Below are 16,358 nucleotides of genomic sequence, written 5' to 3' on the forward strand. Positions count from 1 at the left end.
CCGACGAAGGAGCGGAATGTCCTGGCTAGTGACCGGCGGCGCCGGATACATCGGAGCGCACGTCGTGCGCGCCCTCACCGCGGGCGGGCTGGTTCCCGTCGTCATCGACGACCTCTCGAGCGGGCACGCCTCGTTCGTGCCCGAGGGCGTCCCGTTCGTGCAGGGCTCGATCCTCGACCGCGCGCTCGTCGAGGACACGCTGCGCGCGCACCACGTCGAGGGGGTCATCCACGTCGCGGGGTACAAGTACGCGGGCGTCTCGGTGCAGCGCCCCCTGCACACCTACGCGCAGAACGTCGAGGCGACGCGCATCCTGCTCGAGGCGATGCAGGCCGCGGATGTCTCGAACATCGTGTTCTCCTCGAGCGCGGCGGTCTACGGCACGCCGGATGTCGACCTCGTCACCGAAGACACTCCGAAGGCGCCCGCGTCGCCGTACGGCGAGTCGAAGCTCATCGGCGAATGGCTGCTGCGCGATCAAGGGATCGCGACGGCCGGGTCGGAGCATCCGCTCCGCCACACCTCGCTGCGGTACTTCAACGTCGTCGGCTCGGGCGACCCCACCGTGTACGACACAAGCCCGCACAATCTCTTCCCGGTGGTGTTCGAGACCCTCCTGGCCGGGCGCACCCCGCGCATCAACGGCGACGACTACAACACCCTCGACGGAACGAACATGCGCGACTACGTGCACGTGGCAGACATCGCGCTCGCCCACATCGCGGCCGCGCAGCGGCTCTCCGGCGGCGAGCCGATCGAGCCCGCCTACAACCTCGGCTCCGGTGATGGCCTGAGCGTCCGGCAGATCATGGATGCGATGGCCCGCGTCACCGGCATCGCATTCACGCCCGAGATCGCGCCGCGGCGCCCGGGCGACCCCGACCGGATCGTGGCGTCGGGCGAGCTTGCCGCCCGCGACCTCGGCTGGGCGATGCGCTCCTCGGTCGACGACATGGTGCAGACCGCGTGGGATGCCCGCCGCGCGGCCGGCGCCTGAGGGGCTCTGCTCCGATTCTTCCGCGAGACCGGATAGGCGGCGCGAGACCGACGCCATTCGTCGCCGTCTCGTCGCGCCTATCCGGTCTCGCGGGAAGTGAAGGCGGGCGGCGCGGTGCTCTCGCGCACCACCAGCGATGTCGGCACGGACTCCGCAGGCTCAGGGGGCAGCTCGGCCTCGATCGAGCCGACGAGCAGGGTGACGGCACGCTCGCCGAGCCGGTCGAAGTCCTGTCGCACGGTGGTGAGGGGAGGGAGGTAGTCGGCGGCATCCGCGATGTCGTCGAACCCGACGACGCTCACGTCGCCGGGAACTCGGCGCCCCGCCTCGGCCAGCGCCCGCAGGGCGCCGAGCGCCATCTGGTCGTTGGCGGCGAAGACGGCGGTGGCATCGGCAGCGACGAATGCGACCGCGGCATGCCCGGATGCCGCGGTCCAGTCGCCGCGCGCGACCTCGGGCGCCGGCACGCCGGCGTGCGCCAGCGCCGCGCGCCATCCGCGTTCGCGCTCGGCGGCCGCGTACGAATCCGCCGGGCCGGCGACGTGATGAACGGTGCGGTGCCCCAGCCCGAGCAGATGCTCGGTCGCAGTTCTCGCGCCGTCTGCGTGGGCGGTTCCCACGACCGCGAACCTCTCGTCGGCGGCCGAATCGACCACGACGAGGCGGAGCCCGGCCGGTGCCGTCGCATCCCGCACGACGGCGGTCGCCTCGTTCAGGACGATCGCGCCGTCGACCCCCTGTTCGCGGAGCGCCTCGAACGCGCTGTCGATGTCGGCCCTCACGCCGAGCGTGACGACGGTGAGGGCATACCCACGGGATGCCGCGGCATCCGCCACGGCCTGCAGCATGCGGGAATTGCCCACCGTCGCGAGCGTCGAGACGACCAGGCCGATCGTCTGTGTGCGGCCGGTGCGCAGAGCGCGCGCGGCGCGGTGCGGGCGATACCCGAGGGCGCGCATCGCGGCCTCGACGCGGGTGCGGGTGGCCGGGTCGACGCGGGGACTCTCGTTGACGACGCGCGACACGGTCTGGCCCGAGACTCCGGCGCGCGCGGCCACATCGGCCATCGACACCCTGCGGCCCTCCGTCGTGCGCGGATTCGCCGCTCGCGCGCGCCCACGACCGGGATCCGGCACGCCGGTCAGGTCTTCGAAGCTCAGGTTCATGCGCGCCTCCCGTACACAGGATAGGAATGTTGACGTTACCATGGCCTTCTTGCTACCGTGTTGACGTGAACATACCTTCGTCCGGCACGGAAATCGCCGCTATCGAGCTCGGGGCGGGGGTGATAAAGCGCGCAACGCGCCTCGCCGATGGTCGCGAGCTGATCTATTACGACGACCGCGACACGACGCTCGGCACCGAGCGATCCGTCGACACCCGGGCCCTCGACCCACGGCCGGCGACCGCCGTCATGCGACGCGACGTGCTGACCGGCGACTGGATCTCGATCGCGGCGGCGCGGCAGAACCGCGCGTTCCTGCCCCCCGCCCACCTCGATCCGCTGGCGCCGCAGACCGCGACGAACGCCTCTGAGATCCCCTCGATGTACGACGTCGCCGTCTTCGAGAACAAGTCCCCGTCGTTCGGGCCCGCTCTGAGCGTGCAGACGGATGCCGCGCCCGCCGCCGACGACGCCCCGCGCGACCTCGACGACCTGCTGGCTCCCGGTCTCGACCGCACACGCAGTTCCGTCGGACGTTGCGAAGTGGTGTGCTTCTCGCCCGCGCAGGAGGGGTCGTTCGGCACCCAGACCCGGAGTCGGGCGCGCACAGTGATCGAGGCATGGGCGGATCGAACCGCCGCGCTGTCGGCCCTTCCGGGCGTGCAGCAGGTCTTCCCCTTCGAGAACCGTGGCGAACAGATCGGGGTGACCCTCCGTCACCCGCACGGCCAGATCTATGCCTACCCGTACATCACTCCGCGCACGACGCTGCTCCTGGCGTCCATCGAGCGCGAGGGCGCCGACCTTTTCGAGCGGATCCTCGCCTCCGAGGCATCCGGCCCTCGCGTGGTGCTGGAGGCCGAGCACTGGATCGCGTACGTGCCGTTCGCGGCGCGCTGGCCCGTCGAGGTGCACATGTCTCCCCGCCGGCACGTGCCGGACTTCGCGGCCACCTCCTCCGCGGAGCGCGACGAACTCGCCGACGTCTACCCGCGCGTGCTCCGCAGCATCGATGCGCTCTACCCGACACCCACGCCCTACATCGCGGCGTGGCACCAGGCACCCGTCCACGCCGGGCGCGACACGATCCGCATGCATCTCGAGATCACCTCGCCCCGCCGCGCGGCCGACAAGCTCAAATACCTCGCCGGCTCGGAGGCTGCAATGGGCGCCTGGATCGGCGACATACCGCCCGAGACCTCGGCGGCGCGCCTGCGCGAGGTGATCGAACGATGACGAGCGCGCAGACCGACGCCCGTGAACTCCTCCGCGGCCTCACCGGCGGAAGTGCGGCGGGCGAGTGGTCGGCTCCGGGCCGGGTCAACCTCATCGGAGAGCACACCGATTACAACGACGGCTTCGTCCTTCCGTTCGCGATCGACCACAGGACGCATGTCGCTCTGGGCATACGAGGGGATGCCGTCATCCGCGTGGCATCCACGTTCGCCGCCGACGCGGTCGAAGTGCGTGTCGCCGATCTTCCGACGCTGTTCCCCTCGAAGGGGCGAGTGCCCGAGTGGGCCGCGTATCCGCTCGGGGTCGCGTGGGCGCTGGCCGCCACACCCGGAGCCTCGATCGCGGAGCTGAGCGGCGTCGACATCGCCATCGCGTCCGATGTTCCGATCGGCGCCGGCCTGTCGTCATCGGCCGCGATCGAGAGCGCGACCGCGACAGCGTTGAACGACGTGTGGCAGCTCGGCCTCGACCGCGTCGCGCTCGCGCGCATCGGGCGGACCGCGGAGAACGAGGCGGTCGGCGCACCCACCGGGATCATGGACCAGATGGCGTCGATGCTCGGCCGGCAAGACGCCGCGATCTTCCTCGACTGCCGTTCGCTGGACGCCTCGGTCATCGAGCTCGGCTTTGACGCCGCTGGCCTCGAGGTGCTCGTGATCGATACGAAGGTCGCGCACTCGCATGCCACCGGCGGCTACCGCGAACGCCGGGCGTCGTGCGAGCTCGGTGCACAGATCATGGGCGTTCCCGCGCTGCGCGACCTCACCGTGGATGACCTCCCGCGCGCCGCGGAGCTCATGGACGACGTCACCTTCCGTCGCGTGCGCCACGTCGTCACCGAGAACCAGCGGGTGCTCGACACCGTTCGCACGCTGCGCACCGACGGCGCCGGCGCGATCGGCGAGCTGCTCCTCGCCTCGCACGCCTCGATGCGCGACGACTTCGAGATCTCGGTGCCCGAGCTCGACACCGCCGTCGAGGCGGCGATGTCGGCCGGTGCGGTCGGGGCGCGGATGACGGGCGGGGGTTTCGGCGGCGCCGCGATCGCGCTCGTCGCCCGCGAGCGGATCGACACGACGAAGGATGCGGTGGCCGCCGCCTTCGCTGCATCCGGGTTCACCGCCCCCACGATGTTCACCGTGACCCCGTCGGAGGGCGCGCGCCGGGAGGCCTGAGCGGCCCTGCGTCGCCCGGAGGCTCGGTGGCGGGAGCGGCGACCGAAGGCCGCCGCGGGGGAAGCTCCGCCGACAGGACGCACCGTGGAGCACGGCGGCCTTGATCACCGAACCGCGTGCACGCACGCGAAGAATTCGCGGGACGCAACCCCTACCGCGGGCACGGCAGGTGCGCTTAGCGTCGAAGGGTCGCGGTACCGCAACCCGCGGCGGAGGGAGTCATCGTGGCGCGCATCATCGTCGGCAGTGAGAACACGGCCGAAGTCAGCCTCTACTACACCGACCAGGGCGAAGGTCAAGCAGTCCTGCTCATCCACGGCTTTCCGCTCAACGGTGAATCCTGGGGCAAGCAGCAGGCAGCGCTCCTGGATGCCGGGTACCGCGTCATCGCCTACGACCGACGTGGTTTCGGCGAATCGACCAAGACGTCGGCCGGCTCGGATTACGACACGTTCGCAACCGATCTCGACCAGCTCATGATCGAACTCGGGCTCGAGAAGGTCGTGCTCGTCGGCTTCTCGATGGGCACCGGCGAGGTCGCCCGCTACATCGCGAAATTCGGCACCGTCCGCATCGCGAAGGCCGTGTTCCTCGGGTCGCTCGAGCCGTATCTGCTCAAGACCGACGACAACCCTGACGGCGCGGCCCCACAGGACTTCTTCGACGGGATCGCGGCGTCGGTGCGAGAGGATCGCTACGCGTTCCTCACCGGGTTCTACAAGGACTTCTACAATCTCGACGAGAACCTCGGCACACGCATCTCGCAGGAAGCGCTGGACGCCAGCATCCAGGTCGCGAACCTCGCCGGCAACGCGGCGATCGCGGCCGCGCCGCTCACCTGGCCGACCGATTTCCGCGACGACATCGCCAAGCTCGCCGAAGTCGACATCCCGATGCTCATCGTGCACGGCACAGCCGACAACGTCCTCCCGATCGATGCGACGGCCCGCAGGTTCCGCGAGCTGCTGCCGAAGGCGACCTACGTGGAGATCGAGGGTGCCCCGCACGGGATGCTGTGGACGCACGGCGCCGAGGTCAACAAGGTGCTGCTCGACTTCCTCGCAGACTGATCGCAGCGCCGCACGGCGCGGACCCCGAGCGGCGGATGCCCCGGTGCGATGGAGCACCGGGGCATCCGCGCGTCGCCCGAAGCGGGATCAGCCCTGCGGCGCGTTCGCCATCGCGAGCAACTGGTCGACCATCGCGGGCGAGAAGCCCTCGCCCGCCGTCATGCCGATGCGGCCGACCGGAAACGACTCCATCATCTGCGCCATCCGTGCCATCGCCCGCGGTGAATGCGCACGAAACCTGTATGGCACGTGGTTTTTAATATCAAGCGATGTTCGGTTTATGGGTTGTTCGGTTTAGGGTCTGAGGCATGGCACAGCGAGGTTCCTACGCGAAGGGCGTAGCCAAACGGGAAGAGATCCTCGAGGCGGCCCTCGACGTCGTCGCTCGGGAGGGGTATCGCGGCGCGTCCGTGAAAGAGATCGCCGACGCCGTGGGCCTCAGCCAGGCAGGCCTGCTGCACTACTTCGACAGCAAGGAAGAGCTCTTCACCGAGATCCTGCGCAAGCGCGACGAGGTCGACAGCGCGCACTACCTCCCGACGGCAGTCGAAGCCGCCTCCCCGGGCATTCTGCGCGAGGGCTACGTCCGCGTCATCCGGCACAACAGCGAGGTTCCCGGGCTCGTTCAGCTGTTCTCACGGCTCGCCGTCGACGGCGCCGACCCCGAGCATCCCGCCCACGCGTACTTCCTCAACCGGGGCAGCGCGCTTCGCGAGTCGTTCACCGGCGAGCTCGCACGGCAGCAGGCCGCCGGGCTCCTCACAGACCGCATCGACGCCGACACGCTCGCGCGGATCTTCCAGGCCGTCGCCGACGGACTCCAGGTGCAGTGGATGCTCGACCCCGAGGTCGACATGCCCGCCATCGTCGACGCGCTCTTCGACGCCCTGACTCCGGCTGCCGCATCTCCCGGCGCCGCGCCGGCCGACCCGGAGGACTCCGATGGCTCCTGAATCAGACACCCCGGTCCTCCGCCTCACTACGGGCCGGGTCCGCGGATCGTGGCGCGACGGGTCGGCGGCCTTCCTCGGCATCCCCTTCGCGCAGGCACCCGTCGGAGACCTGAGGTTCGCGGCCCCTGTGCCGCCCGAGCCGTGGGAGGGGGTGCGGGACGCCGTGGAGTACGGCCCGACGGCCAAGCGCGACAAGCCCGGCGAGCAGACCCTGATCCCCGAGCCCGCGATCCCGGGCGACGCAACGCTCAACGTCAACGTCTTCACACCGGCCCCAGGCGATGACTCGGCAGCCCTGCCGGTGCTCGTGTACATCCACGGCGGCGGGTACACGGAGGGGTCGCCCGCGAGCCCCTGGTACGACGGAGCTGCATTCAATCGCGACGGCGTCGTCACCGTGACCGTCTCGTACCGGCTGGGCTTCGACGGCTTCGGCCATATCCCCGGCGCGCCGAGCAATCGCGGCGTGCGCGACTGGCTCGCCGCGCTCGAATGGGTCCAGGCGAACATCGCTCAGTTCGGCGGAGACCCCGCCCGCGTCACGATCGCCGGCCAGTCCGCCGGGGGCGGGGCGGTGCTGATCCTGCTCGGGATGCCGTCCGCACAGCACCTCTTCCACTCGGTGTGGGCGCTCTCGGCCGCGATCGCCAACGTCTCGGGCGAGCGCGCGCGAACGGCGGCAGCCAGGCTCGCTCGGCTCGCCGGCGTCGCGCCGACGCGCGACGGCTTCGCCTCCGTGCCCGAAGGGCAGCTGCTCGCGCTGCAGGAGGCGGCCGCGTCGCCCGACTCGCCCGACCCGCTCGTCGCGATGGGCACGCTCCTGGACGAGGGGCTGCCGTGGGGCCCGATGATCGACGGAGAGCTGCTGGTCCGCCCGACTCTCGACGCGATCCGCGACGGGGTCGGCGCGGACAAACCCCTCGTCCTCGGCGCGAACGACGATGAGTTCACGATGGTCACCGACAGCGCGAAGGGCAAGCTGCGGCTGGTGCCGGCATCCCTCGCCCTGGGCCGGATGGTGAAGGACCGCGGAGTGCGCCGACGCTATCTCGCCGACAACGCCGCGCAGCGCCGCAAGGGCACCGCCGCGGTGCTCGGGCGGTACGCCACGGATCGCCTGTTCCGGGCATCGCTCGTGCGGGTCGCCGAGGCACGGGGCGACGCTCCGACCTGGGCTTACCGCTTCTCGTGGGTGTCGCCGACGAAGCAGTGGGCGGTGCACTGCCTCGACGTGCCGTTCTGGTTCGACCTCCTCGGGGCCGAGGGGGTGGCCGCGATCGCCGGCGACGCCCCGCCCCGAGCGCTCGCCGATGCCATGCACGGCTCTGCCGCGGCCTTCGTCCGAGAGGGCGAGCCGGGGTGGCCGGCGTGGTCGACCGCCCCCGGAGTGACGCGCGTGTTCGGGGGCGAGGCATCCCTCCCCGACGTGATGGCGGACGGCTACGCGAGCGTGCGCGCCCTGGTCTGACCCTGCGGCCCGGCCTGCTGCCACGTGCCCCACCCCGGACGCTCGGACCGGACCCCGGTCGCACCGCACGGCGTCGAAGCGCCGGGAGATTCCGGCCCGACCCAGCCGCCGACCCGCGCCGCGCCCTACGCCCCGGCCCCCAGCCCTCAGCCCCCGCAGGACGACTACGGCATCAGGCGTGCGTGCGGCATCCGCCGGCGCATGACTTCGATGGCGGCCGGGTTCTCGTCGACGAGCACCGCGTGCCGGCCGAGCGCCGAGGCGACGGCGCCCGTCGTACCGCTGCCGGCGAAGAAGTCGAGCACACTGTCGCCGGGACGGCTCGACGCCTGGATGATCCGTCTGAGGATGCCCTCGGGCTTCTGAGTCGGATATCCGGTCTTCTCGCGGCCCGTCGTAGGCACGATCGTGTGCCACCAGACGTCGGTCGGGAGCTTGCCGCGGGCGGCTTTCTCCGGAGTCACGAGGCCCGGTGCCATGTAGGGCTCGCGGTCGACCGCTTCGGAGTCGAACCAGTAGGCCGACGGATCCTTGACGTAGACGAGGATCGTGTCGTGCTTGGTCGGCCACCGCTTACGCGTCTTCGCGCCGTAGTCGTAAGCCCAGATCAGCTCGTTCAGGAAGCGGTCCCGGCCGAACAGGGCATCCATCAGCACTTTGGCATAGTGCGCCTCGCGGTAGTCGAGGTGCACGTAGAGCGTGCCGTCGTCCGCGAGGAGTCGCCAGGCCTCGACCAGGCGGGGCTCGAGGAAGGCCCAGTAGTCGTCGAACCGGTCGTCGTAGCTGCGGAGGTCGCCGCTCAGGCGCTCGTACTCGCGGCCGTGGAAACCCGTGCGCACCACCGGCGCTGCCCCCGCGCTGCGACTCGAGGCCGCCCCCGGCCTCGCCTGCACCCCCGGCTCTGACCCCGGCCCCGGCTCCGCCCCCGGCTCCGCGGCCTCTACCCCCGGCCCCGGCTCCGCCCCCGGGTCCGCGGCCTCTACCCCCGGCCCCGGCTCCGCCCCTGGCGCACAACGCAGGACCACTGGTCCGATATCGGCCGAATCGGGGCCCGGAGCCCCCGAATCGGTCGATCGATCCTGCGTTGTGCGGCCGGGCGCGCCGACCTGCGTTGTGGAACGGGCGGTCTCGACCGCGCGGTGCTGCACTCGCCCCGTGTTGAAAGGCGGGTCGAGGTAGATCAGCGTGAACTCCGCGTCGGGCAGTGCGCGGGCGACGGCGAGGTTGTCACCGTGGTGGATCTCGACCGACCCCTCCGCAGGCTCAGGGGCCGGATGCGCGGTCACGGCACCCGACGCAGCCACGCATCCGTCGAGAACTTCGTGTCGACGAGGGCCTGCGCCTCGGCGTACTCCTCTTCGGTGATATGGCCGGGGACCGCGCCGTACAGGTTCGCAAAAGTGTCGATGAAGCGCTCGATGATGGCGTCGCGAGGCAGGCCGGTCTGACTCCGCAGAGGGTCGACGCGCTTCGCCGCCGACACCGTGCCCTTGTCGCTCAGCTTCTCGCGACCGATGCGCAGCACTTCGGTCATGACCTGACCGTCCATGTCGTAGCTGAGCGTGGCATGGTGCAGCACGCCGCCGTTCGCGAGGCGCTTCTGAGCGGCCCCGCCGATCTTGCCCTGCGGAGAGGCGATGTCGTTGAGCGGCTGGTAGGTCGCCTCGATCCCGAGCGAGCGCAGCGCCTGCAACACCCAATCGTCGAGGAACGCGTACGAGTCTGCGAAGGTCATACCCGCGACGAGGGATGCCGGGACATACAGCGAGTACGTCACGATCGAGTTCGCCGCCATGAGCATCGCGCCGCCCCCGGAGATGCGCCGGACGACGTCGAATCCGTGGCGGGCCGCGCCCTCGGGGTCGACTTCGTTGCGATACGACTGGAACGAGCCGATCACGACCGCCGACTCGTTCCACTCCCACAGCCGCAGGGTCGGATTGCGACGCCCGTCGCCGACGCGGGCGGTGAGGACCTCGTCGAGGGCGAGGTTCATCCGCGGGCTCACCGGGGCCTCGTGCACGATCTCCCACGAGAAGTCGCGCCATCCGGGCGCCGTAACGAGCGCCCGCCGGACGGCGGTTCCGACCGACTCGGGCGTGAACCCGAGCAGTTGCGCACCATCGGGAAGCGCTGCGCGCACCGCGGCGGCGATGGTCGCGACATCCGACTCGACCGGCAGGCCGTTCACGGCGGCATCGATGTCGAGGAGCGCATCGTCGGGTTCAAGGAAGAAGTCGCCCGCGAGGTGGAACTCGGCGATGCGGCCGTCGCGTTCTTCGAGGTCGACCACGACGAGCTTGCCGCCGGGCACCTTGTATTCGCCGTGCATGCCTCTACCTTAAGCGCGCACCCGCGGATCAGTCGCGGGCGGGGAAGCGCTGGTCGAGCCAGGCGAGCAGGTCGCCGCGCACGCGATCCTGCATGACCTCGTTGAAGATCTCGTGCCGCGCACCCGGGTAGACGAGGGTCGTGACGTCGACGAGGCCGGAACGGGTGCGGTACTCGTTCGCGAGCTTGTGCACGCTGCGAGGGCCCCCGACGGTGTCTTCGCGTCCGACCATGAGCAGGATCGGGATGTCGCGCCCGAGGTCCTTGCGCGGCCTGCCGAAGATGCGCAGACCTTCGATCGGCCCGAACAGGCGGGCGAGCGGCGTGATCGTCGTCAGGGGATCGTCGACGAAGTCCTTGCCCACCGCGAGGTCGGACGAGAGCCACTCGGTGCCCATCGCATCCTTCGCCTTCCACGGGGCGTTCAGGTCTCCGGCGTTCAACGAGCCGGGCATCCGCAGCGCCGATCCCGAGAGGATGACCGCGTCGTACGCGTCGGGGTGGTCGTTCAAGAGGATCTGCGCGAGGAATGACCCCCACGAGTGCCCGAGCAGGATGAGCGGAAGACCGGGATTCTCGGCGCGGATCAGCTCGGTGAACTGCCAGAGTGCGGCGACGGCGGCACGATGCCCGCCCTTGCCGAGCCTGCCGAGCTTCGCGGCGTCGCCGTGCTGCTTCATGCCCGTGCGGCCGTGCCCGCGATGATCGTCGGCGTAGACGGTGTACCCCTCGGCGACCAGGCTCGCGATCGTGGCCGCGTACCTGCCGGCGTGCTCGCCGACCCCGTGGAGGAGCTGGACGACGCCGCGCGGCGACGTCTCGGCCGGGTGGACGTCATAGACGATCGCGATGCCGTGCGCATCGATGAACTCGGGCATGACGCGAGTCTAGGTCGACCGTTCACTTCCGTCGCATACGAGGTGTACTGTGGCGATCGATCAATTTCGCTAGAAAAGCTAGGAAAAAGGATGATCGACTACCGCAGCCGCCGCTGGGCCGGACTGATCTTCATCAGCATCGCCGTCTCGCTGATCATCGTGGACTCGACGATCGTGAATGTGGCGATCCCCTCGATCGTCGACGATCTGGGCCTCACCTCGACCGAGGTCCAGTGGGTGCAGGAGGCGTACACGCTCGTCTTCGCCTCGCTGCTGCTGGTCTTCGGCAGCCTCGCAGACAGATTCGGGCGACGACGGATGCTGCTGATCGGCGTCGTCATCTTCGCCCTGTCGTCGATCGCGGCGGCCTTCGCCCCGACCGGCGGGCTGCTGATCCTCGCCCGGCTCGTGCAGGGTGTCGGCGGTGCAATGGTGCTGCCGGCGACCCTCTCGCTCATCAACGCGACCTTCCGCGGCCGCGAGCGCGGCATCGCCTTCGCGGTGTGGGGCTCGACGATCGGCGGCATGGCGGCCCTCGGGCCCCTGCTCGGTGGCTGGCTGACGACGGACTTCTCGTGGCGCTGGGCGTTCGGGATCAACGTCCCCCTCGGCATCGTCATCATCGTCGGCGTGCTGTTCACGGTCGCCGAATCGCGTGCGGAGAAGGTCGGATCGATCGACGTCGTCGGGGCCTTCCTCGCTGTCATCGCGAGCGCATCGCTCGTGTTCGCACTGATCGAGGGCCGGACCTACGGCTGGTGGCAGACCGCCACGCCCCCGTCGATCGGCGACTGGACGTGGCCGTGGCAGATCTCGCCCATCCCGTTCGCCTTCGCGATCGCGGTGCTCGGGGTGGTCGGCTTCATCGCGTGGGGGCGGCACCGCCAGCGCACCGGGCGATCCACGCTCATCGCGTTCTCGCTCTTCCGCATCCCCTCATTCCGCAACGGCAACATCGCGGCGATGGTGGTCTCGCTCGGCGAATTCGGCATCATCCTCTCGCTCCCGCTGTGGCTCCAGTTCGTGATCGGCTTCGACGCGCTGCAGACCGGTTTCGTGCTGCTCGCCCTCGCGATCGGCTCGTTCGTGGCGAGCGGCGCGGCCGGAGCCTCGAGCGGGCGCATCTCGCCGGTCGCCGTCGTCCGCGTCGGGCTCGTCGCCGAGATCATCGGCGTCGCCGGAATCGGCTTCGTGGTCGCGCCGGACACGGCATGGGGCTGGCTGATCCCCTTCCTCTTCATCTACGGGTTCGGCGTGGGCCTTGCGACCGCGCAGCTGACTGGCGTGGTGCTCGCCGATGTTCCCGTCGTCGAGAGCGGCCAGGGGTCGGGCACGCAGTCGACGGCGCGCCAGATCGGCTCGGCGCTCGGCGTCGCGATCCTCGGCACTGTCCTGTTCGCCAGTACCGCGGGGATCCTGGGGGCGAAGCTCGATGACCGGGGTTTGGATGCTGCGCAGCGCGACCAGGTCGTCTCGGCCGTTGTCGACAGCGCCGGCGGCGCGATCGCCGGGCTCGAGCAATCCCCCGCGACCGCCGACCTCGCGACGGATGCGAAGGCCGCGTTCTCGGACGGCACCCGGCTCGCGGCGTTCACGGCGGCCGGATTCCTCACGCTCGGATTCCTCGCCACCCTCTCGCTCGGATCCGGTCGTCCGAGGAAGGTCGAAGAGGCGGAAGAGCCCGAGGAGGCCGCCGCGGCCGGCTGACCGCACCGTCGAGCCGACCTCGACGGATAGTTAGCCTAACTAATGAGCTATGCTAACTATCCGTATGAGTACGACCGATGACATCCCCGACGACGACCTCAGTGCGACAGCATCCGAGGTCCGCATGGCGACCTTCCGCCTCGCGCGTCGGCTGCGCGCCCAGCGCGCGGTCGACACCATGAGCGACGGGCAGTTCGCCGTACTCGCCGCCCTCAAGATGCATGGCCTGCACACGCTCAGCGAGCTGGCCGATCGTGAGCGCGTCACCGCACCCTCGATGAACCGCACGGTCAACTGCCTCGAGGAGTCCGGCTACCTCACCAGGGCGACGGATGCTGCAGACCGCCGCAAAGTCAACATCACCCTCACCGAGGCAGGCCTCGCCGTCGTCGAAGAGACCGTCCGGCGACGCGATGCATGGCTCGAGGGGGCTCTGGCAGACCTGAGCGGCCCGGAACGCGAAACCCTCGCCCGCGCTGCGGCGATCATGCGCGCGGTGGCCGACCGATGAGACGGGCGGTCATCTCGTGAGCGCGATGTTCCGGTCGCTGTCGCTGTTCAACTACCGCGTCTGGTTCATCGGCGCGCTCATCTCGAACATCGGCGGGTGGATGCAGTCCACCGCCCAGGACTGGGTCGTCCTCACCCAGCTCACGGACCACGACGCCACGGCGATGGGCATCACGATGGCCCTGCAGTTCGGTCCGCCGCTGGTGCTCGTCGGGGTGACGGGGTGGGTGGCCGACCGGTTCGATCGCCGGAAGCTCCTCATGGTGACCCAGAGCACTCTCATGCTGCTCGCCGTCGCCGTGGGCGTGCTGCTGCTCACACACGTCATGACGCTGCCGATGATGTGGCTGTTCGCCCTCGGGTTCGGTGTGGCCAACGCCTTCGACGCCCCCGTCAGGCAGGCGTTCGTCTCGGACGTCGTGGCGAGGGACTACGCGTCCAACGCGGTGGCGCTGAACTCGGCATCCTTCAACATGGCCCGCCTGATCGGGCCCGCGATCGGCGGGATCCTCATCGTGCTCGTCGGCACGGGGTGGATGTTCCTGGCCAACGCTGCGACGTTCTTCGCGATGCTGATCGCCCTGGCGGTCGTCCGCGTCCACGAACTCGTACCGCGCGTGCGATCGCTCGGCACCGCCCGCCTGGCGGACGGGTTCCGTTACGTGTCGCACCGCCCCGACCTGATCGTGATCTTCGTGATGGCATTCCTGCTGGGCGCGTTCGGCATGAACTTCCCGATCTTCGCGTCGACGATGGCGCTCGAATTCGGCCAGAACGCCGACGGCTACGGCCTGCTCAGCTCGGTGCTCGCGGTGGGGTCGCTCGCGGGCGCGCTCCTTTCGGCACGGCGCGACCGCGCGCGCATGCGCGTCGTGATCTACGCCGCCGGCGGGTTCGGCGTCGTCTCCCTCATCTCGTCGTTCATGCCGATCTACCTGGCATACGCGGCGGTGCTCGTGCTCGTCGGCTTCTGCACCGTGACGATGCTCACGACGGCGAACGGGTACGTGCAGACGACGACCGACCCGACCCTCCGCGGCCGCGTGCTCGCCCTGTACATGGCGGTCATCATGGGCGCGACCCCGATCGGCGCTCCCATCGCCGGCTGGGTGGCGACGAACCTCGGGCCCCGCGCCGCGATCCAGCTCGGCGCAGCCGCGGGCCTGCTCGCCTGTGCGATCGGTGCGAGCTGGGTGATCGCCTCGGGCCGGCTGCACCGTGATCAGGAGCGCCGGTTCCGGCTCACGATGGATGAGACCCGCCCGCTACGGGTACTGACCCCGGAGGATGTGGCCGATACGGCCAGCGGTGCCACCACTCTCCCACTTCCCGAGCGCGCGAGCACATTCACGCCCCGCCCGACCGGCTGAGGAGGCTGGCCTTCCAGCCGCTCGCGGGCCACTTCATGCCGCATCCCGCACGCCGAACCGACCGCAAGTGCCCCGCCAGCCCGCGGCCTCCACGCTCGCGGGCCACTTCATGCCGCATCCCCCACGCCGAACCGACCGCAAGTGCCCCGCCAGCCCGCGAGCCCGCGACCCCGCGACGGTGCTGATCGCTCTACAGCGAGAGGACCGACCGGCGCCGGGCAGCGCTCAGCCGCGCGGAGCGCGCACGCCCACGCGTTCGAGGTGCGCGTTCGTGAAGCATCCGTCCGGGTCGAGGCGTTCGTACACGGCCCGCGCGTCGGCCAGCCGCGGGTGGACGCGCTCCATCTCGGCGGCGCGGAAGCCGTGGAACTTGCCCCAGTGCGGCCGGGCTCCGAACGGCTCGAGGGCAGCCTCGATCAGCGGGATCACCGACCCCACCCCCTCCGCGTCGCGCATCCACGTGAAGTGGATCGCCAGGAAGTCGCGCTGGTACGCGCCGCTCAGCCACAGCTCGTCGGCGGCGGCGGTGCGCAGCTCGGTCACGAGGAGATACGGCTGGACGCTCGCAGCCAGCGCCTTGACCGCGCGCAGCGCCTCGGGCCCCTGCTCGCGGGGCACGAAGTACTCGGTCTGGATCTCGTCGCCGTACGACGGCTGAGCCTCGAGGCGGAAGTGCGGGAGGCGCAGCAGCCAGGGGCCCGGGACGCCGCCCTGCTCGGTGACGTTCGTATCGAGCACGGGGGTGAGCGCCTCGCCCACGACCTGGTCGCGCACCGACCCGGCGAGATCGTCCGGCACCGGATCGTCGTCGGTGTCCAGACGCGTCTTGACCCAGACGTGCCCGACCTCGTCGTCTTCCCAGCGGGTGAAGACCGACACGCTGTAGCCGGCACCGGTGACCTCGTCGAACCGGTCGAGCAGAGCATCCCACTGCAGTCCGCGGTAGATGTCCTGGCGCACACGGAACGACGGCTGCAGATCGAGCGTCAGCGACACGACGATGCCGAACGCGCCGAGCCCGACCACCAGCGCCGCGAAGTCGGGGTCGCCTCGGCGCACGTCGTGCACCTCTCCATCGGCCCCGACGTAGCGGAACGCGGCCACGGCCGTCGAGAGCACGCCGTTGCCGTCGCCCGAGCCGTGCGTGCCTGTGGCCGTCGCGCCCCCGACCGAGATGTGCGGCAGCGAGCCGAGGTTGTGGAGTGCCCATCCGCGCTCCTCGAGCCACAGCGCGAGCACGCCGTAGCGGGTGCCCGCGGCGACCGTGACGGTGCGGGCCTCCTCGTCGAGCGCGAGGCCGCCCTCGAGGCCCGCGAGGTCGATGAGGGTGCCGTTGGTGTCGGGCAGGTCGGTGAACGAGTGCCGGGTGCCCAGGGCGTGCACCCTCCCACCGCTCGCGACGGCCGCGGCGACGGCGCTGCGCACCTCGTCGACCGTCGATGCCGCGACGATCCGCGGCGCGGTGTATTCGTATGTTCCCGCCCAGTTGCGCGACATC

Annotated in this window: 14 protein-coding genes; 9 read left to right on the forward strand and 5 right to left on the reverse strand. The window is 70.3% G+C overall.

Translation table 11 applies throughout. The features are described 5' to 3' along the window. Positions 1-16 precede the first annotated feature (16 nt). Positions 17-997, forward strand: a complete 981-nt coding sequence (galE, locus tag F6B43_RS11990) for a UDP-glucose 4-epimerase GalE (RefSeq protein ID WP_150449155.1) — start codon at positions 17-19, stop codon at positions 995-997. Between the two features lie 77 nt (positions 998-1,074). Here galE and F6B43_RS11995 read toward each other — a convergent pair whose 3' ends face one another. Then, positions 1,075-2,064 (reverse strand): LacI family DNA-binding transcriptional regulator, encoded by a 990-nt coding sequence (locus F6B43_RS11995; protein WP_150449568.1) that lies wholly within the window; start codon positions 2,062-2,064, stop codon positions 1,075-1,077. Positions 2,065-2,234: 170 nt separating this feature from the next. On the opposite strand from F6B43_RS11995, the gene galT reads away from it, so the two are divergent. The 5 genes from galT (at position 2,235) to F6B43_RS12020 (ending at position 8,064) form a co-directional block, all read left to right on the forward strand. Then, the gene (gene galT, locus F6B43_RS12000; protein ID WP_425486843.1) at positions 2,235-3,398 is read left to right on the forward strand and encodes a galactose-1-phosphate uridylyltransferase; all 1,164 of its coding nucleotides are present in this window, start codon (positions 2,235-2,237) and stop codon (positions 3,396-3,398) included. Beyond that, complete coding sequence (gene galK, locus F6B43_RS12005; RefSeq protein ID WP_150449157.1) at positions 3,395-4,573, forward strand: galactokinase; 1,179 nt, start codon at positions 3,395-3,397, stop codon at positions 4,571-4,573. Before galT ends, galK begins: the two co-directional genes overlap by 4 nt. Positions 4,574-4,797: 224 nt before the next feature. Beyond that, positions 4,798-5,643, forward strand: coding sequence for an alpha/beta fold hydrolase (locus F6B43_RS12010; RefSeq protein WP_150449158.1), 846 nt, complete (start codon positions 4,798-4,800; stop codon positions 5,641-5,643). A gap of 308 nt (positions 5,644-5,951) precedes the next feature. Further along, positions 5,952-6,596, forward strand: coding sequence for a TetR/AcrR family transcriptional regulator (locus F6B43_RS12015; RefSeq protein ID WP_150449159.1), 645 nt, complete (start codon positions 5,952-5,954; stop codon positions 6,594-6,596). Next, positions 6,586-8,064 (forward strand): carboxylesterase/lipase family protein, encoded by a 1,479-nt coding sequence (locus tag F6B43_RS12020; protein WP_150449160.1) that lies wholly within the window; start codon positions 6,586-6,588, stop codon positions 8,062-8,064. Before F6B43_RS12015 ends, F6B43_RS12020 begins: the two co-directional genes overlap by 11 nt. Before the next feature lie 164 nt (positions 8,065-8,228). On the opposite strand, the gene F6B43_RS12025 is transcribed toward F6B43_RS12020, so the two are convergent. From F6B43_RS12025 to F6B43_RS12035, 3 genes are read right to left on the reverse strand one after another with little or no spacing between them, the layout of a single operon-like run. Further along, positions 8,229-9,305: a DNA methyltransferase gene (locus F6B43_RS12025; protein ID WP_211368144.1), complete on the reverse strand. Its 1,077-nt coding sequence runs from the start codon at positions 9,303-9,305 to the stop codon at positions 8,229-8,231. A gap of 41 nt (positions 9,306-9,346) precedes the next feature. Next, complete coding sequence (gene lplAB, locus F6B43_RS12030; RefSeq protein WP_150449161.1) at positions 9,347-10,396, reverse strand: lipoate-protein ligase LplAB; 1,050 nt, start codon at positions 10,394-10,396, stop codon at positions 9,347-9,349. A 28-nt stretch (positions 10,397-10,424) separates the two neighbouring features. Continuing rightward, entirely contained in the window at positions 10,425-11,273 is an 849-nt protein-coding gene (locus tag F6B43_RS12035) for an alpha/beta fold hydrolase (RefSeq protein ID WP_150449162.1), read from the reverse strand. A gap of 90 nt (positions 11,274-11,363) precedes the next feature. On the opposite strand from F6B43_RS12035, the gene F6B43_RS12040 reads away from it, so the two are divergent. The 3 genes from F6B43_RS12040 to F6B43_RS12050 all read left to right on the forward strand — a co-directional run bounded on the left by F6B43_RS12040 (position 11,364) and on the right by F6B43_RS12050 (position 14,860). Beyond that, positions 11,364-12,980 (forward strand): DHA2 family efflux MFS transporter permease subunit, encoded by a 1,617-nt coding sequence (locus F6B43_RS12040; RefSeq protein ID WP_211368124.1) that lies wholly within the window; start codon positions 11,364-11,366, stop codon positions 12,978-12,980. A gap of 64 nt (positions 12,981-13,044) precedes the next feature. Beyond that, entirely contained in the window at positions 13,045-13,491 is a 447-nt protein-coding gene (locus F6B43_RS12045) for a MarR family winged helix-turn-helix transcriptional regulator (protein WP_246159924.1), read from the forward strand. 25 nt (positions 13,492-13,516) lie between these two features. Next, positions 13,517-14,860: an MFS transporter gene (locus F6B43_RS12050; RefSeq protein ID WP_150449571.1), complete on the forward strand. Its 1,344-nt coding sequence runs from the start codon at positions 13,517-13,519 to the stop codon at positions 14,858-14,860. A 225-nt stretch (positions 14,861-15,085) separates the two neighbouring features. Here F6B43_RS12050 and F6B43_RS12055 read toward each other — a convergent pair whose 3' ends face one another. Then, complete coding sequence (locus tag F6B43_RS12055) at positions 15,086-16,357, reverse strand: FAD-binding protein (protein ID WP_150449164.1); 1,272 nt, start codon at positions 16,355-16,357, stop codon at positions 15,086-15,088. Between the last annotated feature and the right edge of the window lies 1 nt (position 16,358).

The organism is Microbacterium rhizomatis (genome assembly GCF_008710745.1).
In the GTDB taxonomy this organism is placed as follows: domain Bacteria; phylum Actinomycetota; class Actinomycetes; order Actinomycetales; family Microbacteriaceae; genus Microbacterium; species Microbacterium rhizomatis.